Below are 26,130 nucleotides of genomic sequence, written 5' to 3'. Positions count from 1 at the left end.
ACCAATAGCGGCCGTTACCTAAATAACGGATATACACACCCACCCGGCTCCGCATCTTTGATAGGTGTATGTCAGGCGTGTACCCGGACCCACACGCTGACCAAAATCGTAGCTGCCATCAACCACGCCACCGCCGCCACCGCCAGCGAAGCCTCCAGGCGCATCCGGTCAACCATCACATACAACGTCGCCAGGTACACAAAGTACGGAATGATCGACCACATCCCGAACACGATGGTGGTCTTCAAATCCTCCACCGACCGACCCTTGCCGACAATGTAATGCGCAATCAACGCGAACGTCGGAAACAGCGGCACCAACCCTGCAATGTAGTAGTTCTTGGTCTTGGCCAGCGCCGCCAGAATCAACACCACCCCCGCACCCAATGCCGCCTTCAACAATAAATCCACAATGCGCTCCTAGTGGCTCAGCCCGTACTTCTTGACCTTATCGAACAACGTGGTCTTGGCCATCCCCAGTTCCTGGCTGGCCTGGGTCAGGTTGCCGCCGCTGCGTTGCAAGGCATCGTTGAGCAGGTTGCGCTCGAACGCCTCCACCGCTTCGGTAAAGGCCAGCCCATGGTTGCCGCTGCTGGCGCCGCTCTTCTTGAACGCCGGCAAACCGAGGGCAAACCGCTCGGCCACGTTGCGCAGTTCACGCACGTTGCCCGGCCAGTCATGGCTCATCAGGCTGGACAGGGTCTGGTTGTCGAGGTCCGGCGCGGTGCGGTCGAAACGCAGCGACGACTGCTGCAGGAAGTGTTCGAACAACTGCAGGATGTCTTCGCGGCGTTCACGCAGCGGCGGCAGTTCCAGGGTCACCACGTTGAGGCGGTAGTACAGGTCGCTGCGAAACTGGTTGGCGCGGCTCAGGTCGTCGAGGTCGGACTTGGTCGCGGCGATCACCCGGCAATCCACCGCCACGCTCTGGTTCGAGCCCAGGCGTTCCAGGGTGCGTTCCTGCAACACCCGCAGCAGCTTGATCTGCAGGTTCATCGGCATGCTTTCCACTTCGTCGAGGAACAGCGTGCCTTCGTGGGCGTGTTCGATCTTGCCGATGCGGCGCTTGCCGGCACCGGTGAACGCGTTGGCTTCGTGGCCGAAGATTTCGCTTTCGAACAGGTTCTCCGGCAGGCCGCCGCAGTTCAAGGCGACGAACTGGTGGGAGTGGCGCCGGCTGAAATCGTGCAGGCAGCGCGCGACCAGCTCCTTGCCGGTGCCGGTCTCGCCCTCGATCAACACGTTGGCCGAGGTGTCGGCGACGTTGGCGATCAATTCCCGCAGGTTCTGCATGGCCGGGGAGCGACCGATGATCCGGCCTTCCAGCGAATCGCGCTCGGCCAGTTGCCGGCGCAGCGACCAGACTTCCCGGGCCAAACCGCGTTGTTCCAGGGCGCGGCGGGCTACGTCCACCAGGCGCTCGGGAGAGAAGGGTTTCTCCATGAAGTCATAGGCGCCGTTGCGCATCGCGCCCACGGCCATGGAGATATCGCCGTGGCCGGTGATCAGCACCACCGGCAGGCTTTTATCCAGGGCCTTGAGCCGGGTCAGCAACTCCAGGCCGTCGATGCCCGGCAGGCGAATATCGCTGATGACGATGCCGGCGAAGTTTTCACCGACGAGGGTCAGGGCTTCTTCGGCACTGCCCACGCCCACGCTGGGAATGTCTTCCAGAGCCAGGGCCTGTTGGCAGCCGAGCAATACATGGGGGTCGTCTTCGACGATCAGGACGGTCAGGTCGGTGGTTTTTTCTGCGTTCATTTCGACTCGACTTGTTGAGGGCTCGCCAGCGGCAAACTCAGGACAAAGGCAGTACCACCGCTGGCCGGATGCTCGACGGCGAGGTTGCCGCCGGTCGCCGCCGCGAGGCTGGCCGACAGCGTCAGGCCGAGGCCCAGGCCTTGTTCGCCGGGTTTGGTGGTAAAGAACGGTTCGAACAAATGCTTGCGGGTCTCGGGATCAATCCCGTGGCCGTTATCGCGTACCCGCAGGCGATATTTGCCGTCGGCGATGTCGCCTTCCAGCCACAGTTCGGGGGCCGGTTGCGCCTGCATCGCGTCCAGGGCGTTGCCCATCAGGTTGACCAGGATCTGCTCCAGGCGTGTCTGGTCGATCTGCAACTGCGCGCTGCTGAAGTGGCGGTGCACCGTCAGCGGCAGGGTCTCCAGGCGACTGCCGAGGATCTGGAACGTAGCGTCCACCGCCTTGCCCAGATTGGCTTCGCCCTGGTCATCGCCACGCCGGGCAAAGGAGCGCAGGCTGGCGGTGATGCGACCCATGCGGTCGATCAGTTCGTTGATGGTCTTGAGGTTGGCACTGGCGGTGTCCAGCGCCCCACGCTCAAGGAAGCGCACGGTGTTGCCCGACAGGGTACGCAGTGCGGCCAGTGGCTGGTTCAATTCATGGGCGATGCTGGTGGACATCTGGCCGATGGCCGCGAGTTTGCCGGCCTGCACCAGCTCGTCCTGGGCCCGGCGCAAGGTTTCCTCGGCCTGGCGCCGCTCGCGAATCTGGCTCTTGAGCCGCTCGTTGCTGGCCCGCAGGTCGGTGGTGCGTTCGGCAATCCGTCGTTCCAGCTGGTTATTGGCTTCCTGCAGGGCTTCCCGGGCGGCGAGGCGGGTGGCAATCACCTTGCGGCGCTCGTTCCAGGCAATCAGCAGGAATGCCACCAGCGCAAAGGCTACGGCCACCAGGATGCCCTGGTTGATGGCGGCCCGGCGCAGGTCGTTCAGCGGGGTGAGCAGGGTGAAATTCCAGGGGGTGTCGTTCAGTGGGCGGGTCTGGGCCAGGTAGCTGACCTCATGCTCGTCGGCCACCACTTCGCTGTTGGCCGGGAAGGTCAATTTCTCGGTGCCTTCGTTGAGGCGTTCGCGGGCCAGTGGTTCCAGCTCGTTGAGCGTCGCCCAGTAGTATTGCAGGCTGTGGGCGAGGCGGTCCTTGGTGTCATCGCTCAATGGCCGCACGGACTTGAGGCGACGGGCCGGGTCGCTGGAGAGAATGATGATGCCGTTCTCGTCACTGACGAAGGCCTCCAGGCGCGCCCGCTGCCAGCGCTCTTCCAGCGCTTCCAGGCGTACCTTGACCACGGCGACGCCGATGATCTTGCCGTGTTCTTCCAGGCCATGGGCCAGGTAATAGCCGGGTTCGCCGTTGGTGCTGCCGATGCCGTAGAACCGGCCGGGCTGGCCGCGCACGGCATTCTGGAAATAGGCACGGAAGGACAGGTCTTCACCCTGGTAACTGTCGGCATCGCGCCAGTTACTGGTCGCCAGCACACGGCCGGTGGTGTCCATCACGTAGATCGCCCGGCTGCGACTGCGCCGGTTCAGGCCTTCGAGGTAGTCGTTGACGGTTTTGCGGGTTTCTTGATTCGGGTCGGCCAACAGCCTGGAGACGCTGGATTCCAGCTCCAGGAGACTGGGCAGGTAGGTGTATTTGCTGAGTTCGCTCTCGACGGTGCGGGCGTGCAATTCCAGTTGGCGTTCGCCGGTATCGCTGAGGGTGCGGATCCCATAGAACTCGCTGATCCAGAAGCCGACGTAACCCAGTCCGATCATCAGGGCGATGATCAGCGGCGGCAGGAACAATTGGCGAATCAGACGAGGCTTCACGGCAAGTGATGGCGGCGCGGCGCGAAAGAGGTTGGGGTCGCATTTCATCACAGATGCCTTGGGTCAACCAGTTGTGGTGAGTGGGGTTGCCCGACCCACCACAACAGGGCAGTGCTTAGTGCTGCAGGATTTTCTCGAGGAAGTGCTGCGCACGCTCGGAGCGGGCGCTGATGTCGCCGAAGAATTCCTCTTTCGGGCAGTCTTCGATGATCTTGCCGGCGTCCATGAAGATCACCCGGTCGGCTACCTTGCGGGCGAAACCCATTTCGTGGGTCACGCACATCATGGTCATGCCTTCCTGGGCCAACTGCACCATCACGTCGAGCACTTCGTTGACCATTTCCGGGTCGAGGGCCGAGGTCGGTTCGTCGAACAGCATGACGATCGGGTCCATCGCCAGCGCACGGGCAATCGCCACACGCTGTTGCTGGCCGCCGGAAAGCTGGCCCGGGTGCTTGTGGGCGTGAGCCGACAGACCGACGCGCTCCAGCAGTTGCAGGCCCTTCTTGGTGGCTTCTTCCTTGCTGCGGCCCAATACCTTGATCTGCGCGATGGTCAGGTTTTCGGTGATGGTCAGGTGCGGAAACAGCTCGAAGTGCTGGAACACCATGCCGACGCGCGAGCGCAGTTTCGGCAGGTTGGTCTTCGGGTCGGCAATGGAGGTGCCATCGACCACCACGTCGCCTTTCTGGAACGGTTCCAGGGCGTTGACGCACTTGATCAGGGTCGATTTGCCCGAGCCGGACGGCCCGCACACCACGATCACTTCGCCTTTTTTAACCTCGGTGCTGCAATCGGTCAGCACCTGGAAGTCGCCATACCACTTGTTGATATTCTTGATAGAGATCATACGGCAAACCTTTTTTGCAGACGCTTGACCAGCAGCGAGGCGGAAAAGCTGATGATGAAGTAGACGACACCGGCGAAGATCAGGAACTCATTGGAGCGGCCGATGATGTCGCCGTTGGAACGGGCGGAGTTGAGGAAGTCCACCAGGCCCACGGTGTAGACCAGCGAGGTGTCCTGGAACAGGATGATCGACTGTTGCAGCAGCAACGGGGTCATCTTTCGGAACGCCTGGGGCAGGATGATCAGGCGCATGGTCTGGCCGTAGGTCATGCCCATCGCTTGCGCCGCGGCCATCTGGCCCTTGGGGATCGACTGCACGCCGGCCCGCACGATTTCGCAGAAGTACGCCGCCTCGAACATCATGAAGGCCACGACGCAGGAGGTGAACGCACCGATCGGGGTGTCTTCGCCGGTGATCCAGCGCAGCACGAACGGCACCGCCAGGTAGAACCAGGTGATCACCAGCAGCAGCGGGATCGAGCGGAAGTAGTTCACGTAGGCGCCGGCCAGGCGCGACAGCAGTTTGCTGGACGACAGGCGCATCAGCGCGAGGATCGTACCCAGGATGATGCCGCCGACCACGCCCATGACCATCAACTGCAAGGTCATGACCATGCCGTTCCACAGGCCCGGGATGGCGGGGATGATGCCGCTGAAATCGAAGTCCATTATTTACCCCCCACGGAGATCAGGCCGGGCACGGCGACTTTCTTCTCGACCACGCGCATCAGCAGCATCAGGCTCATGTTCAGGGTGAAATAGATCAGCGTGGCCAGGGTGAAGGCCTCGAACAGGTTGGCCGAGAACTCGGCGGTCTGTTTGGTTTGCGCCAGCAGTTCCATCAAGCCGATCAGGGACGCCACGGAGGAGTTCTTGAAGACGTTGAGGAATTCCGAGGTAAGCGGCGGAATGATGATCCGGTAGGCCTGGGGCAGCAGCACGTTCCAGTAGATCTGCGGCAGCTTGAAGCCCATGGCGCGTGCGGCGGATTCCTGGCCCCGTGGCAGCGCCTGGATGCCGGTACGCACTTGTTCGCACACCCGGGCAGCGGTGAACAGGCCCAGGCACACGACAACGCTCAGGTAGGCCGAGGTGGTCGGGTTGAGGTCTTGTTTGTACCAGTCCTGCAGGTTCTGCGGCAGCAGGTCGGGTATCAGGAAATACCAGATGAACAGCTGAACCAGTAGCGGTACGTTGCGAAACAGTTCCACGTAGCAGGTCGCGATGCCCGATACGATGCGGTTTGGCACGGTGCGCATGACGCCCAGAATGGACCCCAGCAGCAAGGCGATGATCCATGCCACGACGGCGATGGCAATGGTCCAGCCCAAGCCGGCGATGTACCAGTCGAGATAAGTCTCGCTGCCCACGCCGGTGGACTTGAAGAACACGCCCCAGTCCCAGTTGTAATTCATTAGGGTCTCCCCTCGAGATCGATCGATGTACAAGCACCCGCTTGGGGAAGATCCTTTCCCGCCCGACGGTGAACGCCAGGCACACGCGATCGGCTCGAAAACCGCCAGGTCGAGTGTTCCAAAATTAAAGCCAGCAGGTAGCAACAGACGCCTGAGGGAGGGTTGGCTCCCTCAGGACATAAGCTTAGTCAGGTATCAGATTTTTACGTCAGGCGCTGGCTTGTCGCTTGGGTTGGCGATCAGATCCTTGACCTTGTCGCTCATCGGGAAGTTGAGGTTCAGGCCTTTTGGTGGAATCGGGCTCTCGAACCACTTGCTGTAGATCTTGTTGATCTCGCCGGACTTGTACAGGCCGACGATCGCATCATCCACGGCCTTCTTGAAGGCTGGGTCGTCTTTGCGAACCATGCAGGCGTAGGCTTCGAAGGACTGTGGAGTACCGGTGATGACCCAGTCGTCCGGCTTCTTGGCCTTGGCTTCTTCACCGGCCAGCAGCGCGTCGTCCATCATGAAGGCAACGGCGCGGCCGCTTTCCAGCATCTGGAAGGATTCGCCGTGGTCCTTGGCGGAGATGACGTTCATGCCCATCTGCTTGTCGGCGTTCATCGCCTTGATGATGCGCTCGGACGTGGTGCCGGCGGTGGTCACGACGTTCTTGCCTTTCAGGTCGGCGAAATCGCTGTAGGACGGCTTGCCTTCCTTGTCTTTCTTGACCAGCAGGCGGGTGCCGATTTCGAAGATATTGACGGTGAAGTCAACCTGCTGGGCGCGTTCGGCGTTGTTGGTGGTGGAGCCGCACTCGATATCCGCGGTGCCGTTCTGGATCAGCGGGATACGGGTTTGCGAGGTGACCAGGTTGTACTTGGTCTTCAGGTCGGGTTTGTTCAGGTCTTTTTTCAGGGCTTCAACGATAGCCAGCTGAATGTCGTGGGAGTAGCCCACGGGTTTGCCCGAACCATCCGCGATATAGGAAAACGGAATGGAGCTGTCGCGGTGAGCGAGAGTGATCGTGCCGGAGTCGTTGATTTTCTTCAGTGTGCCGGTGAGTTCGGCGGCGAAAACTGGAGTGCTGATCAGAGCAGCAGCGATAGCTGCGCCCAGGATATGGGGAACGATGCGCATCAATACTTCCTCGACATTTGTTTTTTTTATGAGACCGGTTGGGACGGCCACGTTTTTATATAAACAGTACTGCGAAAGCCTGTGACGGCTCCTGAGGCGCCTCAGGCAATCGCCTACGAGTGTAGAGCATGAGTCGTGCCAGACCAGAAATAAAAGGTTAACCATATGATTTATATAGAGATTAACTTTGTGTTACGGGTTTTTTCTCCTGTTTTGGTCCGGCAAACCGAATAGGTTGAGCTATGGCGTTCGGAAAACCGAATGGCGGCGTGGGCCTGTATCGCCCATGAAAAAGCCCCGGGAGTGTGGCTCCCGGGGCTTTTGGGTGTGGCTCTGTCAGAACGTATAGTCGGCCGACACCACTGCCGCGCGGCCATCGCCGGGCACTGCCCAACCGTTGTTGCGGATACGGGTGAGGTACTCCTTGTCGAACAGGTTGTTGATGTTCAGCTGCAGGTTCAACTGTTTGTTGACCTTGTAACCGAGCATCGCACGCTGCACCGCATAGCCGGGGGAAGTCGGCGAGTTGGCGGCGCTGACCAGGTACTGCTTGGTTTGCGCCGTGATGCCGTAGCCCACCTGGAAGTCGTAGGGCAGGTCGTACACCGTCCAGATGCTGGCTGCATGTTTGGGGGTGAAGGTCAGCGGCTCGCCTTTCTGCACGTCGATGCCGGTGGTCGCCAGGGTGTAATCGCTGGCGCTGCGCAGCACACGAGTGTTCAGGTAGGTGTAGTTGGCGAAGACTTTCCAGTGGTCAGTAAGTTGGCCGCTCAGGCCCAGCGCCACACCGTCTGCACGTGCCTTGCCGTCGAGGGTCTGGGTGCCGCTCAGGTTGCTCGGGTCATTGTCGGCGACTTTATAGTTGGTGCGGTCATTGCGGAAGATCGCGCCCGTCAGCGACAGGGCATTGTCGAGCAGGTCCCATTTGGTGCCGATCTCATAGCTGACGGCGGTTTCCGGGGAAACATCGCAGTTGTTGGTGGCGATGCTTGAGCTTTTGGCCGGGGTGTAGCAACCCCCATTGACGCTGGCCTGGGACGGCGTCTTGCTGTTGCCGTAGGCGATATAGAAGCTGCCGTTTTCCACCGGTTTGTAGACCAGCGCCAGGCGGTAGGAGGTCAGGTCATCCGCCTGGCCGTAGCGAGTGCCGGGCGTTTCCACGCCAGTGCTGGAATAGGCATTGGTCACCGAGCTGCCGGCGTTGTGCTCGTAACGCAGGCCGCCGTTGATTTCCCACTGTGGGTTGAGCTTGAGCGTGTCGAAGGCATAGGCGGCGCGGTTGTTCAGCGCGCCGTCAATGTGGGCGGCCCGGGTGAAGTTGACGGGGCCGGACCATTCGGAGTTCGGGTCGCTGTAGCTGACCGGTGGTGGGACGATGGTGCTGCCGTTGGCGTTGGTCAGCCATTTACCGGTATCCGCCTCGTATTCCTCGCGGCTGATGGCGATGCCGGTCACCAGCGTGTGGTCGATGAACCCGGTGCTGAAGTGGCTGGTGACGTCGGTCTGGTTGGTGAACATCTTGTTCTGGGTGTTGCGCTCGTTACCCAGTGAGCCGCCGCTTGGCTGGAAGTAGCCCGGCTGCAGGCCTGCGGCGCAAGGGGCGCCGGTGATCTGGGTGCCGCTGGCCAGGCAGCCGGTCAATGCACCTTCGGGGCCTGAGGCGCGCAGGTCCTGGCGCACCCGCTCGACGCGGGTGAAGTTGCGCACCGAGACGGCGTCGTTGAAGTCGTGTTCGAGCTTCAGGCTGAACGAGTCCGATGTGATTTGCTGGTCATTGATGTTGTGGTAGCCGTAGTAGTCACTCCAACCCACGCCCGGCATGGGCTTGCCGTTGTAGATCGGGATGCCGTACTGCGGCGTGTTGTTGTCTTTCTGGTGCTCGTAACTGACGGTGACGCGTGTCGGCGTGCCCAGGCCAAACGCGATGGAGGGCGCGATGCCCCAGCGTTCGTAATCTTCATAATCGCGGCCAGGCACGTCGTTACCATGGGCCATCAGGTTCAGGCGGAACGCGGTGGTGTCGTTGAGCGTCTGGTTGGTGTCCAGGGTGGTGCGCTTGTAGTTATCGGTGCCGATGCCCGCACTGATGGTGGTTTTGTCGCGTAATTCCGGCTGTTTGCTCACCAGGTTGATGGTGCCACCGACCGCGCCGGAGCCGGAATACACCGAACTTGCGCCGCTGACGACTTCGACCTGCTCCAGGTTGAACGGGTCGGTGCGGCTGTACTGCGCGCTGTCGCGCACGCCGTCCACGTAGATGTCGCCGCTGGCGGAGAAGCCGCGCAGGTTGATGCTGTCGCCATACCCGCTGCCACCTTCGCCGGCCCCGAAGGTGATCCCCGGCACGGTGCTGAGCACGTCGCGCAGGGTCAGCAGGTTCTGGTCATGAATGACTTCCTTGGGCACCACCGTGATGGTCTGCGGCGTGTCGCGCAATGGCTCGGTGTACTTGGGGGAAGAAGGAGCCACAGGGTTGTAGACGCTCTGGCTTGGGGCCTGGCCTTCGATGCTGGTCGCGCCGAGTTGGATGACCCCTGTGTTGTCTTCTGGTGCGGGCTCCGCCGCGTAACTGAATCCTCCTTGCGCAGCCACTGCCAGGCCCACTGCCGACGCGAGCAAATGCCGCGATGAGAGGGGGGCAGAACTGATGCCGGTAGCCATTGAGTAATCTCTTGTTAGTGTTAGTGAGATGCGATCGTAATTGATAAGCGATCTCAAATGTAATACTTTGTAACCAAATAAATCATGAAACTTTTTGCGGTCCTTGATCGCTACTCGGGGCAGGAATGCAGAGCGCACAGCCAGGCAGCGAGCCCTCGGATATCGGTGATAACCCGCGTGCCTATGTGCGCTGGGTGATGCATGCGGCACAGCTGGGAGATGCCGACGCACAGGCGACCCTGGCCCAGCTGCTGCTCGACGGTCGTGGCGTGCAGAAGGATGAGGCGCTGGGGTTGAGCTGGTTTCGCATCGCTGCGCGGCAGCGTCACCCCATGGCAATCAACATGATCGGGCGCTGCCTGGAGAATGGCTGGGGCTGCGAGGTCGACTTGGAAGACAGTGCGCGGCATTACCGCAAGGCCGCCGATCTGGGGCTGGATTGGGGTTTGTATAACTACGGCCAGTTGCTGACGCGTGGCCGTGGTGTGGAGCGTGACCTTGTCGCGGCATATGAACTGTTCCGCCAGGCTGCGGCCAAGGGGCACGCCAAGTCGATGAACCTGTTGGGTCGGTTCCACCATGAAGGCGTGGTGGTGCCCAAGGATGTTCAACTGGCGCGCCAGTGGTATCAGCGCTCAGCCGAGGCCGGGGATTTCCGCGGGCAATACAACCATGCTGCGGAGCTGGCTCACGACGGCGACGAAGTGCAGGCCTGCCTATGGTTGGAGCGGGCCCTCGCGACGGCCACGCCAGGCTTTTTGCAGGCGGCTTATCCCGTGTTGCTGGGCTCAGCCTTCAGCGGGATTCGTGAAATGGGCCTGCGCTATCAGCGTCATCTGCAGGCATGAAAAAGCCCCTGGACCTTTCGGTGCAGGGGCTTTTTTACGTCGGGCTGATCAGGCCGCTTCGATCTTGCCGCGGTTGTGCTCAACCTTGGACAGGTAACGCTGCACGTTCTCCTGCTCCTGCGGCGTGGTGAACAGGCCTAGCTTGCTGCGGCGCCACAGGATGTCCTGGGGCTGAGTGGCCCATTCTTCAGCGCACAGGTAATCGACTTCGCGGGTGTACAGGCCGCCACCGAGGTGGTCACCCATGTCCGCCAGCGATTGCACGCCTTCCAGCAGGCGCCAGGTGCGGCTGCCGTAAGTGGTGGACCAGCGACGGGCAATCTCGCTCGGCACCCAGTCGTATTTGCTACGGATTGCATCGGCCAGGGCTTCTGGCGTGCTCATGTTTTCGCCGCCGGGCAGGGTGGCTGTAGCCGTCCAGCTTGGGCGCATCTGCGTGAAGTAAGGCGCCAGTTGTGCCATCGCCGATTCGGCCAGCTTGCGGTAGGTGGTCAGCTTGCCGCCGAACACCGACAGCAACGGCGCCTCGCCCGAGGTGCCGGACAGCGCCAGGGTGTAGTCGCGGGTCACGGCCGACGGGTTGTCGGACTCGTCGTTGCACAGCGGGCGCACGCCGGAATAGGTGTGCACGATGTCATCGCGGCTCAGTTGTTTCTTGAAGTGCGCGTTGACCACGTTGAGCATGTAGTCGGTTTCACCTTCGGTAATCGCCACTTTCGCCGGGTCGCCGGTGTATTCGCGGTCGGTGGTGCCGATGATGGTCAGGTGATTCAGGTACGGAATGGTGAAGACGATACGCTGGTCTTCGTTCTGCAGGATGTGCGCGTGGGCGCCTTCATACAGCTTCGGTACGATCAGGTGGCTGCCCTGGATCAGACGGATGCCGTAGGGCGAATCCAGCTTCAAGTCATCCTTGATGAACTTGGCCACCCACGGGCCGGCGGCGTTCACCAGCGCTCGGGCGCGGATCGAGAACAGGCTGCCGTCGGCACGTTCCATGTTCATTTCCCACAGGCCCTTGCTGCGGTGTGCGCTGACGCAACGGGTCTGGGTGTGGATGTGCGCACCCTTTTCCCGCGCAGCCATGGCGTTGAGTACTACAAGGCGGGCGTCGTCGACCCAGCAATCGGAGTATTCGAAGCCTTTGGTGATTTCGCTTTTCAGCGGACTGTCGGGGCCGAACTTGAGGCTCTTGGAGCCTTCGAGTTTTTCCCGCTTGCCCAGATGGTCATACAGGAACAGGCCGGCGCGAATCATCCATGCCGGACGCAGGTGCGGGCGGTGAGGCAATACAAAGCGCATCTGCTTGACGATGTGCGGGGCCTTGGCCAACAGCACCTCACGTTCAGCCAGGGCTTCGCGCACCAGGCGGAATTCGTAATGCTCCAGGTAGCGCAGGCCACCGTGGATCAGCTTGCTGCTCGCGGAGGAAGTGTGGCTGGCCAGGTCGTCCTTTTCGCAAAGGAATACCGACAAACCGCGACCGGCTGCGTCTGCTGCAATCCCGACGCCATTGATCCCGCCACCGATAACGGCGACGTCATAGACTTCGGCAAGCGGTGGGGCAGGCAAGGTAGAAGGGTTCATCGGCTGGCCTCGCAATCTTTTTCGTATTGGAATTCGAACATAAATGTTCATTTGCGAAAATGGTAGCTTATAAACGCAGGTACAGCCAGCCCGCTTCGATTGAAAATACTGATCGAAGGGCGAAGAAAGGAAAATTTGTGAACATCAGGGGGCAGGACACCCCCTGTATAGGCTTACACCACTTCCAGCCGAATCTTGTGCTGATTCAGCAACTGCACCAGTGCCGGGACCGGCTGCTGATCGGTAACCAAGCAATCAATCAAACTGATCGGTCCCAGGCGAATCATGGCGTTGCGCCCGAATTTGCTGGAGTCCGCCGCCAGGATCACCTTGCGCGCATTGGCAATGATCGCCTGGGAAACCCGTACTTCCTGATAATCGAAGTCCAGAAGGCTGCCGTCTTCATCGATACCGCTGATGCCCACCAAGGCGAAATCGACCTTGAACTGGTTGATGAAATCAACGCTGGCCTGGCCTACCACACCGCCATCCCGGCGCACGTTGCCGCCGGTCAGGAGTACGTCGAAGTCGTCTTTGGCACTCAGCATCATGGCGACGTTGAGGTTATTGGTAATGATTTTCAGGTGGCTGTGGTTAAGCAGCGCACGCGCGATCGATTCGGTGGTGGTACCGATGTTGATAAACAGCGAGGCGTGATCGGGGATTTGCGCGGCGATGGCTTCGCCGATGCGCTGTTTTTCGTCGCGCATCTGGTCGGCACGCATGGCGTACGCGGTGTTTTCAACGCTGGAATCATAGGCTGCGCCGCCATGGTAGCGGCGCAACAGATTGGCTTCCGCCAGTTGATTGATATCGCGGCGGATGGTTTGCGGGGTGACAACGAAGAGCTGCGCCATTTCCTCGATACTCACATAGCCGCGTTCGCGAACCAGTTCGAGGATTTGTTGCTGGCGGGGAGGCAGATTCATGGTGCGTCCTTTGGGCTGCCGTAAAAAGTGGCCCATGATGACGCAGGAATCTGCTCCCTGCCAGTTACAACCCTATGCGCGTCCGGCGCTTGGCTTATTCAGCGCCTTCGTGGGGTTCCCAGTCGCGGGTGCGGCTGACTGCTTTCTGCCAGCCGGCGTAGAGTTTTTCCTTCGCTGCTTCTTCCAGCTGCGGTTCGAATTGACGCTCGATTACCGCCTTGCCACGCAGTTCGTCCAGGCTGCCCCAGAAACCGCACGCCAGGCCGGCCAGGTAGGCGGCGCCCAACGCGGTGGTTTCGCGCATTTGTGGGCGTTCAACCTGGGTACCGAGGATGTCGGCCTGGAACTGCATCAGGAAGTTGTTGGCGACCGCGCCACCGTCTACCCGCAGGGATTTGAGGCGTTCGCCGGAATCCTGCTGCATGGCATCGAGTACGTCGCGGGTCTGGTAGGCAATCGACTCCAGGGCTGCACGAATGATGTGATCCACGCGTACACCACGGGTCAGGCCGAACAGCGCACCACGGGCATACGGGTCCCAGTACGGAGCGCCCAGGCCGGTGAAGGCTGGCACCAGGTACACGCCGTTGCTGTCCTTGACCTTGCCGGCGAAGTATTCGGTGTCGGTGGCATCGGCGATGATCTTCAACTCATCACGCAGCCATTGCACGGTGGAACCGCCGTTGAACACGGCGCCTTCCAGGGCGTAGGCCACTTCGCCACGCGGGCCGCAGGCGATGGTGGTGAGCATGCCGTGCTTGGATTTCACCGCCTTGTCGCCGGTGTTCATCAGCAGGAAGCAGCCGGTGCCGTAGGTGTTTTTCGCCTGGCCCGGTTCTACGCACATTTGGCCAAACAGCGCCGCCTGCTGGTCACCGGCGATACCGCCGATGGCGATACCGCTTTTGGTGCGACCGTAGATTTCCGAGGAAGACTTCACTTCCGGCAGCATTTCGCGCGGCACGTCGAGAATCTCCAGCATCTTCGCATCCCACTCCAGCGTGTGGATGTTGAAGAGCATGGTGCGCGAGGCGTTGGTGTAGTCGGTGACGTGGGTCTTGCCGCCGGTAAATTTCCAGATCAGCCAGCTGTCGATGGTGCCGAACAGCAGCTCGCCGTTACGCGCACGTTCGCGACTGCCTTCGACGTTGTCGAGGATCCACTTGAGCTTGGTGCCGGAGAAGTACGGGTCGGTGACCAGGCCGGTGGTGTCGTTGATGTATTGCTCGTGACCGTCGCGCTTGAGCTGCTGGCAGATCTCGGTGCTGCGGCGGCATTGCCAGACGATCGCGTTGTAGATCGGGCGGCCGGTGATTTTGTCCCATACCACGGTGGTTTCACGCTGGTTGGTGATACCGATGGCCGCGACCTGGTCATGGTGCAGGCCGGCTTGTGCCAGGGCCTCGACCATCACCGCGCTCTGGGTGGCGAAAATCTCCATCGGGTCATGTTCGACCCAGCCGGCTTGCGGGTAATGCTGGGTGAATTCACGCTGGGCGGTGCAGACCACGTTGGCGTCACGATCGAAGATGATCGCCCGGGAACTGGTGGTGCCCTGATCGAGGGCAATGATGTAGTTCTTATTCTGAATGTCGGTCATGTCGATTGCCTTGGACGGAGAATAGGGAAGTCAGTAAACAGCCTGGGCCGCAAAAGGGCAGTACGGTCCAGGCTATCGCATCAGGAAGTACGGGTTTTGGCGGTGGCAGCCGCTTCGGTTGCATCAGTTGTAGCAGGTGCGGCGCTGGGCAGGTGACGGGCAATCAGCCCGCGATAGGCGGCAGCACCGAGGCAGGCGCCGACAATCGGCGCAAAGATCGGAATCAGGAAGTAAGGAATGTCGCGCCCGCCAGTGAAAGCCATTTCACCCCAACCGGCGAAAAAGGTCATCAGCTTGGGGCCGAAGTCACGGGCCGGGTTCATCGCAAAGCCGGTCAGCGGGCCCATGGCACTGCCGATCACGGCAATCAGCAAACCAATCAGCAGCGGCGCCAACGGGCCGCGGGGCAGGCCGTTGTTGTCATCGGTCAGGGCCATGATCACGCCCATCAGGATCGCGGTGATGACCATTTCCACCAGGAACGCCTGGGCCGTGCCCAGCAGCGGATGCGGGTAGGTGGAGAACACCGACGCCAATTCCAGGCTAGCCTGGGTGCCGCGAATCATGTGGTGGGTTTGTTCGTAATCGAAAAACAGGTTGCTGTAGAGCGTGTAAACCAACGCGGCCGAACAGAAGGCCCCGGCGACCTGGGCGATGATGTAGAACGGCAGTTTGCGCTTGTCGAAATCGGCAAAGATGCACAGCGCGATACTGACCGCCGGATTGAGGTGAGCCCCGGAAATACCGGCGCTCAGGTAGATCGCCATGCTGACGCCGATCCCCCAGATGATACTGATTTCCCACAACCCAAAGCTGGCACCCGCGACCTTGAGCGCAGCAACACATCCGGTACCGAAGAAGATCAGCAACGCAGTGCCCAGGAATTCGGCCATGCATTGACTTGAAAGTGAAGGCTGTTGAAGAGCAGTTGTCATGGAAAACCTCTGTTTTTGTTGTTGTCTGGCGTTTTGCCGCAACGGGCAAGCTGCGATTTTCACCGTGGCGAGGATCCCCATCCTGTTCGCGGCTTACTGCTGTGAATCCGTAGGTGCATTCCTACAGTATTCGTAAACGAAAAAATATAGACAAGAATGACGGCTGTCAAAGGTCGAAAGTGAACGATCGGTCATTTTGTAATTATTGGTGTGGTGAATGATCGTGCCGTGGGCGCGGGAAGCGGCAGGGAAGGTGCGCGTGAGCGCGTGGCAGAGGGCTTCGGACTAGAGCCTTTTGCTTGTTGTTGGCCTAGAATTGGCCATCTGTTTTTTCACCTTTTTGCCAAGCCTGGAGCCCACATGACGCCCGCATTGGACCTGTTGAAAAAAGTTCGCGCCGAACATCGAATTCACAGTTACGAACATGACCCCAAGGCAGCGTCCTATGGTCTGGAGGCCGCGGAAAAATTGGGCCTGGACCCGGCGCAGGTGTTCAAGACCCTGCTGGCCAGCAGTGAAAAAGCCGAGCTGCTGGTGGCGGTTGTGCCGGTCGTCGGAAGTTTGGATTTAAAGGCGTTGGCGCAGGCGGCGGGGGTAAAAAAGGTCGAGATGGCAGACCCGGCAGCGGCGCAACGGGCCACCGGTTACTTGCTAGGCGGCATCAGCCCGCTGGGGCAGAAGAAACGCCTGCGCACCTTCATCGATGTGACGGCGCAGTCGTTTCCGACAATTTTTATCAGTGCGGGGAGAAGGGGGCTTGAGGTGGAGTTGGCAGCGACAGTGCTGGCCGAACACACCCAGGCCAAGTTCGCGGAAATTGGCCGGGCGTGATGCGTTGACGTCAGGAGGCGGTGCTGTAGCGGCGAACGCCTGACTCAGCCTGAGGGATTTGTGCTGCGGTGCTGCCTGGGGCCTGGAACAACACCAGGTGCTCGGCTGCCACGCGAATGCCCACGTCGGCACCGACCAAGTGATCGGCGTGGCTGGGGAAGATCGACTCCAGCTGAGCGCCTGTCGGCAGCTGCAAGCGATACAGGGTCGACGCGCCGAGGAACGTCTTGCCGACAATCCGCGCCTTCAAGGCGCTGTCCGGTGCATAAACGATGTCGTCCGGGCGCAGCAACACATCCACCGCGCCGCCGGTTGCCCAGGTGTAGGCACGATTGCCGCGCAACTCCCCCAGTTCGGTGGTAACCGATTCCGGCGTGTTCAACTGCCCGCGAATGAAGTAACCCTGGCCAATGAAGCTGGCGACAAAGGGTGTCAGCGGTTCGTGATAGAGGTTGTAGGGCGTATCCCACTGCTCCAGGCGACCCTCCTTGAACACGCCGACATGGTCACTCACTGCGAAGGCTTCTTCCTGGTCGTGGGTCACCAGAATCGCACTGGTGCCCCGCGCCTTGAGGATATCGCGTACTTCGTGGCTGAGTTTGCGCCGCAGTTCGCCGTCGAGGTTGGAGAAGGGTTCGTCCAGCAGCAACAATTGCGGTTCCGGCGCCAGGGCGCGAGCCAGGGCGACGCGTTGCTGCTGGCCGCCCGAGAGTTCGTGGGGGAAGCGCTTGCCGAGGTTCTTCAGGTTCACCAGTTCCAGCAATTCAGCGACCACACGCTCTTTTTGCGGGTGCTTGCGAATGCCGAAGGCGATGTTGTCGGCCACGCTGAGGTGTGGAAACAGCGCGTAGTCCTGGAACACCATGCCGATCCGACGTTTCTCCGGGGCCAGTGTGAAACCGGCGCTGGAAATGACTTCGCCTGCCAGGCTGATCTCGCCTTCATGCACCGGCTCAAACCCGGCAATCGCTCGCAGGGTGGTGGTCTTGCCGCAGCCCGAGGAGCCCAGCAGGCAACCGATGTCGCCGGCGTTGAGGTGCAGATTGAGGTTCTGCACCACCCGTTGGTCTTGATAGCCGCATGCCAGATTGCGCAGGTTCAGCAGTAGTGGCTGGCTCATGCAGGACGGTACGCCGGCGCAACCAGAAACTCGAGCAGGGCTTTTTGTGCGTGCAGGCGGTTTTCCGCCTGGGCCCAGGCTACTGAACGTTGATCGTCCAGCAGGTCGAGACTGATTTCTTCGCCACGGTGGGCGGGCAGGCAGTGCATGAACAGCACGTCCGGCGCGGCCAGGTCGAGCAGGGCGCGGGTGACCTGGAACGGGGCGAAGAGCTTGAGGCGCTTGGCGGTTTCCTCTTCCTGGCCCATGGAGGTCCACACGTCGGTGCTCACCAGGTGTGCGCCGATGACCGCCTCACGCGGGTCGCGGACGATGGTCACGCGGGCGCCGGCCTGGGCCAGGAAACGTGCATCCGGCTCGTAGCCTTCAGGGCAGGCAACGCGCAATTTGAAGTCGAACTGAATCGCCGCTTCTATATAGCTGTTGCACATGTTGTTGCCGTCGCCGATCCAGGCCACGGTCTTGCCCTGGATCGAGCCGCGCTGTTCGAGGAAGGTTTGCATGTCGGCCAGCAACTGGCAGGGGTGCAGGTCATCGGACAGGCCGTTGATCACGGGCACTCGGGAGTTGGCGGCAAATTCGGTCAGGGTGCTGTGGGCGAAGGTACGGATCATCACCGCATCCAGCATGCTCGACATCACGATCGCGCAATCGCTGATCGGCTCGCCACGGCCCAGTTGGGTATCGCGAGGTGACAGGAAGATAGCCTGGCCGCCGAGCTGAATCATGCCGGCTTCGAAAGACACGCGGGTGCGGGTGGACGACTTCTCGAAAATCATCCCGAGCACGCGGTTTTTCAAAGGCTCGAACAGTACGCCGCGGTTACGCAGGTCTTTAAGCTCAATGCCTCGACGGAGCACGCTGACCAGCTCTTCGGGCGTGCAATCCATCAGGGAGAGAAAGTGCCTTGCGCTCATCATTAACTACCTTTTTGCAACAGACCGCAGATACTCAAAGCCTGGTTTATTTTGAAAACGGGCGAGACCTGCGGCGAAAGCCGCACGGGGCGACGAAATAGGGGAAGGCGCGATCTTATAATTAAATGTCGCGTCTTACCAATAGGGCTACAGTTTTTAGGGGAGTTCAAGGACGCGGGGAGGGCGCTTTTGAAGCCTGTTTCCTGACAGCAGCGGGTCATTTGTACACTGGCGCTGCGCCACATTGCAATGCGTGAGGGCGGGCTGAGGCCGGGCTGCGTCGGTTTCAGCGGGCTGCCGGAAGCTTCTGAAACATTTCCTGATGTTTCCTCATGGCCTGGCCTGATGCCCCTGGATTCACACGACGAACGTTGCTGGCGCTGCTGCCCCCGGCGGGCCATAGTTTTCGTCCGAAGTGTCTAGCCCACAATAAAAGAGACTGGCCATGACCAAGACTCTCCACCACCGTGCCTGCCATCTGTGCGAAGCCATCTGCGGCCTCACACTGGAAACTACCCAGGGCGAAGACGCAAGCCTGGCGATCACCTCGATCAAGGGCGACCCCCTGGATACGTTCAGCCGTGGCCATATCTGCCCCAAGGCCGTGGCCCTGCAAGACATCCAGAATGACCCGGACCGCCTGCACCAGCCCATGTTGCGGGTGGGCAGCGAATGGCAGCCGATCCCGTGGGAAGACGCCTTTGTACTTGTAGCCGAGCGCCTGGCCGCGATTCAAGCGCGTCACGGGCAGAATGCTGTGGCGGTGTACCAGGGCAATCCGAGCGTGCACAACTATGGCCTGATGACCCACAGCAACTACTTCCTTGGCCAGCTGAAGACCCGCAATCGTTTTTCCGCCACCTCGGTGGACCAGTTACCCCACCACCTCACCAGCCACCTGATGTACGGCCACGGCCTGTTGCTGCCGATCCCGGACATCGACCATACCGATTTCATGCTGATCCTCGGCGGCAACCCGTTGGCGTCCAACGGCAGCATCATGACCGTGCCTGATGTGGAGAAACGCCTGAAGGCCATCCAGGCTCGCGGCGGCAAAGTCGTGGTGGTTGATCCGCGCCGCAGCGAGACGGCGGCGATGGCCGACCAGCATCTGTTCGTGCGCCCGGGCGGTGATGCGGCGTTGTTGTTCGGATTGCTCAATACACTGTTTGCCGAGAACCTGACCCGTGACAGTCACCTGCCGGTGGACGGCCTGGATGACGTGCGCCACGCCGTGGCCGGATTCACCGCCGAGGCCATGAGCCGTCAATGCGCGGTACCCGCCGAGCAGATCCGCCAGTTGGCCCGGGACTTCGCCGCGGCCGATGCGGCGGTGTGCTATGGCCGCATGGGCGTATCGACCCAGGCGTTTGGCACGCTGTGCCATTGGCTGGTGCAGTTGATCAACCTGGTGACCGGTAATCTGGATCGAGTCGGCGGGGCCTTGTGCACCACGCCGGCAGTCGACCTGGTAGCTTCCACCTCCGGTGGGCATTTCAATCGCTGGCAAAGCCGGGTTTCCGGGCGACCGGAGTACGGGGGCGAACTGCCGGTGTCGGCACTGGCCGAAGAAATGCTCACCGAGGGTGAAGGGCAAATCCGTGCGCTGGTGACGGTGGCGGGCAATCCGGTGCTCTCCACGCCTAACGGCCGGCAGTTGGAACAGGCGCTGGATGGCCTGGAGTTCATGGTCAGCATCGACCTGTATATCAACGAGACCACGCGTTACGCCGACCTGATCCTGCCGTCCACCTCGGCCCTGGAAAACGATCACTACGACACCACCTTCAATATGTTCGCGGTGCGCAACGTCACCCGTTTCAATCGCGCCATCCTGCCGAAGCCCGAGGGTGCGTTGCATGACTGGGAAATCTTCGTCGGCCTGGCCCGGGCGTTTGCCGAGAAGACGGGTAATACACTCAAACCGACGATGCCGCCTGCGCAGATGATCGACTTCGGGCTGCGGGCCGGGCCTTATGGCGACAGGTTGTCCATTGCCGCGCTGGCCGATCACCCTCATGGCCTGGACCTCGGGCCGCTGAAACCCAACCTCGCAGGCCGCCTGAAAACCGCCAATGGCCATCTGCAGGCTGCACCGTCGGTTATACTTGCCGACCTGGCGCGCTTTGCCGCGCAGCCGGTGCCCGAGGTGAATGAGTTGCTGCTGATCGGCCGCCGGCATGTGCGCAGCAACAACTCCTGGATGCATAACTACCACCGGCTGGTGAAGGGCAAGCCTCGCCATCAACTGCTGATGCATCCGGATGACCTTGCCCATCGCCAGTTGACTGACGGGCAGCGGGTACGGGTCAGCTCGCGGATCGGCATGATCGAGGTGGAAGTGTTGGCCAGTCTCGACATGATGCCCGGCGTGGTCAGCCTGCCTCACGGTTGGGGCCACGGCCGCCCTGGCGTGCAGATGACCATCGCCAGCGGGCAGCCGGGGGCGAGCGCGAATGACCTGACGGATGAGCGGCAACTGGATGAGCTGTCGGGCAACGCAGCGTTGAACGGCGTGCCGGTGCAGGTGGCGGCGGCGTAAGCATTGTCTGTCGGGGAGTCCGAGCGTCACGCTGGGGTTTGCGTTACAATGCGCCACCGTGCCGACCCATGAGTCGGAAAGTTCCAGCCGAGGTGTTCCATGGATATCATCGAAACGATCAAAGAGCAGATTGCCAACAACACTATTCTGCTTTACATGAAGGGCGCCCCTAACGCTCCCCAGTGTGGCTTCTCCGCAAAGGCTTCCCAGGCAATCATGCAATGTGGCGAGAAGTTCGCCTACGTGGATATCCTGCAGAACCCGGAAATCCGCGCCAACCTGCCGAAGTACGCCAACTGGCCAACCTTCCCGCAGCTGTGGGTTGCCGGTGAGCTGGTCGGCGGTAGCGACATCATCACCGAAATGGCGGCTGATGGTTCGTTGCAGGCACTGATCAAAGACGCAGCGGCCAAAGCAGCTGCGAAGACCGAAGCCTGATTTGTTTTAGGCCGCGGCAATAAAAAGCCCCGCTTCTCGAAAGAGAGCGGGGCTTTTTAGTGGCCGGGAATTGAAGGGTTATTCACCCATCTGCGATTGCAGGTAATTCTCGATAGTCACTTTGTCGATCAAGCCGATTTGGGTTTCCAGCCAGTCGATGTGTTCTTCCTGGTCTTCAAGGATATCTTCCAGCAGTTCACGGCTGCCGAAGTCGCCCTTGGATTCGCAATGGGCAATGGCGGCCTTCAGGTCGGTGTGGCTCTTGCGCTCGAAGTTCAGGTCGCAGTTGATCATTTCCTGGGTGTGCTCGCCGATGTTCAGCTTGCCCAGGTCCTGCACGTTCGGCAGGCCTTCCAGGAACAGGATGCGCTTGATCAGCGCGTCAGCGTCCTTCATGGCTTTGATGGATTCTTTGTATTCACGCTTGCCCAGCTTTTCCAGGCCCCAATCGTCATACATGCGCGCATGCAGGAAGTACTGATTGATCGCGACCAGTTCATTGGCAAGGATTTTGTTGAGTTGCTGGATGACTGTGATGTCGCCTTTCATGATTGGGGTCCTGCCCTGTATTCGCTGTATATAAGGCGGAGTTTGAGCTGCGCATTTACTACTGTCAAACCTAAGTTATTGAATAATAAATGAAAATTAATCGAAATAAGAATGTTTGTGTTCCGCGTCTTGGCGCTAACTGTTTGAATTTCGGGCATAAAAAAACCGGACACTAAGTCCGGTTCTTTAAAACACGCTGATTAAGCGTGTGTAAATTCTGCTGAGTAGTGGATCGCAGCCTGGGCAGTTTGCAGCTGCGTCAGGGTTTCCCGTACCACTTGCTTGGCGAGGCAAGCGCATTTGCCGCATTGGCTGGCAACGCCGGTGGTTTCACGTACTTCCTTGTAGCTGCAGCAACCTTCGTAGATTGCTTCGCGGATTTGTCCGTCGGTGACACCAGTGCAAAGGCAGACATACATAAGGGAGAACCATCGCGGTTTAAGGCTTAAGTGCGACGGATCTTAATGTTAACGAGAATGATTGTCAAAGTAGTTTCTCAAGCCTTGGTGTTTGCACGCGGCTTCACTGACGAACGGCTTTTTTCCGGTATGATGGTCGGTCTTCACGAAGCGTGATCACGTCACAGGCCTGTCGTTTAGCTGCGGCACACTGGGACGGATCCTTTTACTTCAGTCACCACCATCAGGAGATACCCAATGAGCGTACTCGTCGGCAAACAAGCCCCGGATTTCGACGTACCCGCCGTCCTCGGCAATGGCGAAATCGTAGACAGCTTCAAACTGTCTGAAGCCATCAAAGGCAAATACGGCCTGGTGTTCTTCTACCCGCTGGACTTCACCTTCGTCTGCCCATCGGAGCTGATCGCCCTGGATCACCGCATGGACGATTTCAAGGCGCGTAATGTTGAAGTGGTTGCCGTTTCCATCGACTCCCATTTCACCCACAACGCCTGGCGCAACACCGCCATCAATGATGGCGGCATCGGCAAAGTCAAATACACCATGGCTGCCGACATGAAGCACGACATCGCCAAGGCCTACGACGTTGAGTCCGAAGGCGGCGTGGCATTCCGTGGCGCGTTCCTGATCGACGACAAGGGCGTTGTACGCTCGCAGATCATCAACGACCTGCCGCTGGGCCGTAACATGGAAGAGCTGATCCGTCTGGTCGACGCCCTGCAATTCCACGAAGAGCACGGCGAAGTCTGCCCTGCCAACTGGAAAAAAGGCGACAAGGGCATGAACGCTTCGCCAGAAGGCGTTGCGGCTTACCTGACCGAGAACGCTGGCAAGCTGTAAGCCACGTTCGAAGCAAAAAAAACCGGCCTGAGAAGGCCGGTTTTTTTATGTGCGGGATTTGGCTTCAGTCGCCGAAGTCTTCCCAGCCGCCCATCTGTTTCCAACGGTTGACGATGCCGCAGAACAGCTCGGCGGTCTTCTCGGTGTCGTAGCGGGCCGAGTGGGCCTCACGACCGTCGAAGTCGATACCGGCAGCCTGGCAGGCCTTCGCCAGCACGGTCTGGCCATAGGCCAAACCGGCCAGGGTCGCAGTATCGAAGCTGGAGAACGGGTGAAACGGGTTGCGTTTCATGTCCAGGCGCGCCACGGCGGCGTTGAGGAAGCCCAGGTCGAAGCTGCTGTTGTGGCCCACCAGGATCGCGCGTTTGCAGCCATTGGCCTTCAGGGCCTTGCGTACGCCACGGAAGATGTCGGTCAGCGCCGCTTCTTCACTGACGGCCATGCGCAGTGGGTGATCAAGCTTGATCCCGGTGAACTCCAGGGCCGCCGCTTCGATGTTGGCGCCTTCGAACGGCTCGACGCGGAAGAAGTGGGTGTGTTCCGGGAACACGAAACCCTGTTCATCCATGCCGATGGTCGTGGCGGCGATTTCCAGCAACGCATCAGTGGCGCAATTGAAACCGCCGGTTTCTACGTCGATGACAACCGGCAGGTAGCCACGGAAACGCTCGGCCATCGGGTGACGGGAACCGCCACCACCGCCGCCGTGTTCCTGGTCGTCGTCGTAATGGTCTTCACTCACGGGTGTTCCTCCAGCAGGCGCCAGCGCAGTGTTTCACCGGCGCGCAGCGGGATAACGGTCAGCTCGCCAAACGGCAGGCTGGTGGGGGCGGTCCAGTCTTCACGGACCAGGGTAATGCGGTCGGTATTCGCCGGCAGGCCATAGAAACGCGGGCCGTTGAGGCTGGCGAACCCTTCAAGCTTGTCCAGGGCGTTGCGTTGTTCGAACGCTTCGGCATACAACTCGATCGCCGCATAGGCGGTGTAACACCCGGCACAACCACACGCGGCTTCCTTGGCGTGTTGGGCGTGAGGTGCAGAGTCGGTACCGAGGAAAAATTTCTCGCTGCCACTGGTGGCGGCATCGAGCAGCGCTACCTGGTGCGTGTTGCGCTTGAGAATCGGCAGGCAATAGAAGTGCGGCCGAATCCCGCCCACCAGCATGTGGTTGCGGTTGTACAGCAGGTGATGCGCGGTGATGGTCGCGCCGACGTTGGCCGAAGCCTCGGTGACGAACTGCACGGCATCGGCGGTGGTGATGTGCTCGAACACCACCTTGAGGGTCGGGAACAGCTCGACAACTCGGCGCATGTGCTCGTCGATGAAGATCTTTTCACGATCGAACACATCGACATCGCCACGGGTGACTTCACCGTGGATCAGCAACGGCATGCCCACTTCGGCCATGGCTTCGATGGCCGGCAGGATCTTGTCGATACTGGTGACGCCGGAATCGGAGTTGGTGGTCGCGCCGGCCGGGTACAGCTTGGCGGCGTGCACGAAACCACTGGCCTTGGCCTGGCGGATTTCTTCGGGCTGGGTGCGGTCGGTCAGGTACAGCACCATCAACGGTTCGAAGCGGCTGCCGGCCGGTCGTGCAGCGAGAATGCGCTGGCGATAGGCGTCGGCTTCCGCGGCGTTACGCACCGGAGGTACCAGGTTAGGCATGATGATGGCGCGGCCAAACGTGCGCGCTACATCGGCCACGGTTTGGGGCAACGCAGCACCATCGCGAAGATGAATATGCCAGTCGTCGGGACGCAGCAGGGTCAGGCGGTCGGACATTGGGGATTCCAGGCGGGTCAATCTGGTGGGAATGCTACCGGAAAAGACTCTTGCAGGCACTCGCTATCAAGTTTTGCAGGATGCGACCGATATCCCTGGGTATGCCTTAACGATGTATGACGCCTTGATGTGTTGTAGAAACCAGTGGAGCCTCCCGTGCGCCAGCATTATCTAGCCCTGCTCAGTGTGTTCGCCAGCCTGCCCGCGATGGCCCTCACGTTCCAGACACGTCTGGAGAATATTGAGTGGAAAGTGGAGGGCGATAAATTCGAGTGCCGCTTGACCCAGCCGATCACCGATTTCGGCTCGGGCGAGTTCGTGCGCCGGGCCGGCGAGCAGGCGACGTTTCGCCTGAAAGCCTTTAACGGCTCGTTGGGTGCCGGTTCCGCAACCCTGTTGGCGGCGGCTGCGCCGTGGCAGCCGGGGCGTGGCGATATCAACCTGGGGGCGGTGCGTGTCGGCAGTGGCGATGTGCTGTTCAACAGCTCCCAGGCCCAGGCCGGGCGTTTGTTTACCGGCCTGCTCGAAGGGCGTAGCCCGACGGTGCGCCACTACAGCCGCGACGGCGGTTACTCCGAGATCCGCCTGCTGCCGGCGAAATTCAGCAAGGCCTACAACGACTATCAACTCTGCACCACCAAGCTGCTGCCGATGAATTTCGAGCAGGTCAGACAGACCGAGGTGGGTTTCCCGGGTGGCGGCATCGAACTGGACGCGGCGGCCAGGAAAAAGCTCTCGGTGATTCTCGAATTCATGAAAGCCGACCCGACGGTTAACCACGTCGAGTTGAATGGCCACTCCGACAACAGCGGCAATCGCCTGACCAATCGCGACGTTTCGCGGCGTCGTGCATTGGCGGTAATGGACTACTTCAAGGCCAATGGCATCCAGGAATCGCAGATTACCCTGCGCTTTCATGGCGAAAGCTATCCGCTGGCGCCGAACACCAACGCGGCCAACCGGGCGAAAAACCGCCGGGTGAATATTCAGCTCGAACGGGTGGCAGCCCCCGAGAAACCGGCGCCCCAGGCCAAGGCGCCAGGCAACGCTGCCGCCACCTCATAAGGTGCGGCGTTTCGTCGCCCGCTCGACATAATCTGTCGCTTTATCTTCATTTGCTGTCGCGCCTCTGT

At 60.4% G+C, this 26,130-nt stretch carries 24 protein-coding genes; 6 read left to right on the top strand and 18 right to left on the bottom strand.

What is annotated here, in order from left to right; genetic code table 11:
• Positions 1-71: 71 nt before the first annotated feature.
• From HYE77_RS30025 to HYE77_RS29990, 8 genes are all read right to left on the bottom strand, one after another.
• The gene (locus HYE77_RS30025; RefSeq protein WP_172834602.1) at positions 72-401 is read right to left on the bottom strand and encodes a GlpM family protein; all 330 of its coding nucleotides are present in this window, start codon (positions 399-401) and stop codon (positions 72-74) included.
• 18 nt (positions 402-419) lie between these two features.
• A complete protein-coding gene (locus tag HYE77_RS30020; protein WP_003208736.1) occupies positions 420-1,760 on the bottom strand; it encodes a sigma-54 dependent transcriptional regulator in 1,341 nt (446 codons plus the stop codon).
• A complete protein-coding gene (locus HYE77_RS30015; protein WP_003208735.1) occupies positions 1,757-3,658 on the bottom strand; it encodes a sensor histidine kinase in 1,902 nt (633 codons plus the stop codon). The genes HYE77_RS30020 and HYE77_RS30015 overlap by 4 nt, the downstream gene beginning before the upstream one ends.
• A gap of 67 nt (positions 3,659-3,725) precedes the next feature.
• Complete coding sequence (locus tag HYE77_RS30010) at positions 3,726-4,460, bottom strand: amino acid ABC transporter ATP-binding protein (RefSeq protein WP_003208734.1); 735 nt, start codon at positions 4,458-4,460, stop codon at positions 3,726-3,728.
• Positions 4,457-5,128 carry an amino acid ABC transporter permease gene (locus HYE77_RS30005; RefSeq protein WP_003208733.1) on the bottom strand — a complete coding sequence of 224 codons (672 nt, stop codon included), beginning with the start codon at positions 5,126-5,128 and terminating at the stop codon, positions 4,457-4,459. The genes HYE77_RS30010 and HYE77_RS30005 overlap by 4 nt, the downstream gene beginning before the upstream one ends.
• A complete protein-coding gene (locus tag HYE77_RS30000) occupies positions 5,128-5,874 on the bottom strand; it encodes an amino acid ABC transporter permease (protein ID WP_003208731.1) in 747 nt (248 codons plus the stop codon). Before HYE77_RS30000 ends, HYE77_RS30005 begins: the two co-directional genes overlap by 1 nt.
• Before the next feature lie 195 nt (positions 5,875-6,069).
• The gene (locus HYE77_RS29995) at positions 6,070-6,996 is read right to left on the bottom strand and encodes a glutamate/aspartate ABC transporter substrate-binding protein (RefSeq protein ID WP_008433481.1); all 927 of its coding nucleotides are present in this window, start codon (positions 6,994-6,996) and stop codon (positions 6,070-6,072) included.
• Between the two features lie 336 nt (positions 6,997-7,332).
• The gene (locus tag HYE77_RS29990) at positions 7,333-9,657 is read right to left on the bottom strand and encodes a TonB-dependent siderophore receptor (RefSeq protein WP_177028932.1); all 2,325 of its coding nucleotides are present in this window, start codon (positions 9,655-9,657) and stop codon (positions 7,333-7,335) included.
• Between the two features lie 125 nt (positions 9,658-9,782).
• Here HYE77_RS29990 and HYE77_RS29985 point away from each other — a divergent pair, with 125 nt between their 5' ends.
• A complete protein-coding gene (locus tag HYE77_RS29985; protein ID WP_003208726.1) occupies positions 9,783-10,505 on the top strand; it encodes a tetratricopeptide repeat protein in 723 nt (240 codons plus the stop codon).
• Positions 10,506-10,553: 48 nt separating this feature from the next.
• Here the strand turns inward: HYE77_RS29985 and glpD are convergent, their stop codons facing one another.
• The 4 genes from glpD to HYE77_RS29965 form a co-directional block, all read right to left on the bottom strand.
• Positions 10,554-12,092, bottom strand: a complete 1,539-nt coding sequence (gene glpD / locus HYE77_RS29980; protein ID WP_008433488.1) for a glycerol-3-phosphate dehydrogenase — start codon at positions 12,090-12,092, stop codon at positions 10,554-10,556.
• A 173-nt stretch (positions 12,093-12,265) separates the two neighbouring features.
• A complete protein-coding gene (locus HYE77_RS29975; protein WP_003208723.1) occupies positions 12,266-13,021 on the bottom strand; it encodes a DeoR/GlpR family transcriptional regulator in 756 nt (251 codons plus the stop codon).
• 94 nt (positions 13,022-13,115) lie between these two features.
• Positions 13,116-14,621: a glycerol kinase GlpK gene (gene glpK / locus HYE77_RS29970; protein ID WP_003208721.1), complete on the bottom strand. Its 1,506-nt coding sequence runs from the start codon at positions 14,619-14,621 to the stop codon at positions 13,116-13,118.
• An 80-nt stretch (positions 14,622-14,701) separates the two neighbouring features.
• The gene (locus HYE77_RS29965; protein ID WP_008433490.1) at positions 14,702-15,556 is read right to left on the bottom strand and encodes an MIP/aquaporin family protein; all 855 of its coding nucleotides are present in this window, start codon (positions 15,554-15,556) and stop codon (positions 14,702-14,704) included.
• 360 nt (positions 15,557-15,916) lie between these two features.
• Here HYE77_RS29965 and ybaK point away from each other — a divergent pair, with 360 nt between their 5' ends.
• Entirely contained in the window at positions 15,917-16,387 is a 471-nt protein-coding gene (gene ybaK, locus HYE77_RS29960; protein ID WP_003208718.1) for a Cys-tRNA(Pro) deacylase, read from the top strand.
• Positions 16,388-16,397: 10 nt separating this feature from the next.
• Here ybaK and HYE77_RS29955 read toward each other — a convergent pair whose 3' ends face one another.
• Together HYE77_RS29955 and argF are read right to left on the bottom strand one after the other, a co-directional pair.
• On the bottom strand, positions 16,398-17,507 hold the full coding sequence (locus HYE77_RS29955) for an ABC transporter ATP-binding protein (protein WP_177070256.1): 1,110 nt from the start codon (positions 17,505-17,507) through the stop codon (positions 16,398-16,400).
• Complete coding sequence (gene argF / locus HYE77_RS29950) at positions 17,504-18,424, bottom strand: ornithine carbamoyltransferase (protein WP_177070255.1); 921 nt, start codon at positions 18,422-18,424, stop codon at positions 17,504-17,506. The genes HYE77_RS29955 and argF overlap by 4 nt, the downstream gene beginning before the upstream one ends.
• 445 nt (positions 18,425-18,869) lie before the next feature.
• Here argF and HYE77_RS29945 point away from each other — a divergent pair, with 445 nt between their 5' ends.
• Positions 18,870-20,966, top strand: coding sequence for a molybdopterin oxidoreductase family protein (locus HYE77_RS29945; protein WP_087695279.1), 2,097 nt, complete (start codon positions 18,870-18,872; stop codon positions 20,964-20,966).
• A gap of 99 nt (positions 20,967-21,065) precedes the next feature.
• Complete coding sequence (gene grxD, locus HYE77_RS29940; RefSeq protein ID WP_003208710.1) at positions 21,066-21,404, top strand: Grx4 family monothiol glutaredoxin; 339 nt, start codon at positions 21,066-21,068, stop codon at positions 21,402-21,404.
• 78 nt (positions 21,405-21,482) lie between these two features.
• Here grxD and bfr read toward each other — a convergent pair whose 3' ends face one another.
• A complete protein-coding gene (bfr, locus tag HYE77_RS29935; RefSeq protein ID WP_008433502.1) occupies positions 21,483-21,953 on the bottom strand; it encodes a bacterioferritin in 471 nt (156 codons plus the stop codon).
• Between the two features lie 200 nt (positions 21,954-22,153).
• Positions 22,154-22,372, bottom strand: a complete 219-nt coding sequence (locus HYE77_RS29930; RefSeq protein ID WP_177070253.1) for a bacterioferritin-associated ferredoxin — start codon at positions 22,370-22,372, stop codon at positions 22,154-22,156.
• Positions 22,373-22,609: 237 nt separating this feature from the next.
• Here HYE77_RS29930 and HYE77_RS29925 point away from each other — a divergent pair, with 237 nt between their 5' ends.
• Positions 22,610-23,212 carry a peroxiredoxin gene (locus tag HYE77_RS29925; RefSeq protein WP_003172097.1) on the top strand — a complete coding sequence of 201 codons (603 nt, stop codon included), beginning with the start codon at positions 22,610-22,612 and terminating at the stop codon, positions 23,210-23,212.
• 64 nt (positions 23,213-23,276) lie between these two features.
• Here the strand turns inward: HYE77_RS29925 and rnt are convergent, their stop codons facing one another.
• Together rnt and pyrC are read right to left on the bottom strand one after the other, a co-directional pair.
• Positions 23,277-23,954, bottom strand: coding sequence for a ribonuclease T (gene rnt / locus HYE77_RS29920; RefSeq protein WP_003208704.1), 678 nt, complete (start codon positions 23,952-23,954; stop codon positions 23,277-23,279).
• On the bottom strand, positions 23,951-24,997 hold the full coding sequence (gene pyrC, locus HYE77_RS29915; protein ID WP_003208703.1) for a dihydroorotase: 1,047 nt from the start codon (positions 24,995-24,997) through the stop codon (positions 23,951-23,953). Before pyrC ends, rnt begins: the two co-directional genes overlap by 4 nt.
• 156 nt (positions 24,998-25,153) lie before the next feature.
• Here pyrC and HYE77_RS29910 point away from each other — a divergent pair, with 156 nt between their 5' ends.
• Positions 25,154-26,062 carry an OmpA family protein gene (locus tag HYE77_RS29910; RefSeq protein WP_177044498.1) on the top strand — a complete coding sequence of 303 codons (909 nt, stop codon included), beginning with the start codon at positions 25,154-25,156 and terminating at the stop codon, positions 26,060-26,062.
• Positions 26,063-26,130: the final 68 nt, after the last annotated feature.

It is taken from the genome of Pseudomonas sp. IPO3774, assembly GCF_013386835.1.
Classification (GTDB): Bacteria; Pseudomonadota; Gammaproteobacteria; order Pseudomonadales; family Pseudomonadaceae; genus Aquipseudomonas.
The sequence above is the reverse complement of the archived record's forward strand: the minus strand, read 5'-3'. Positions and strand labels throughout refer to the sequence as shown.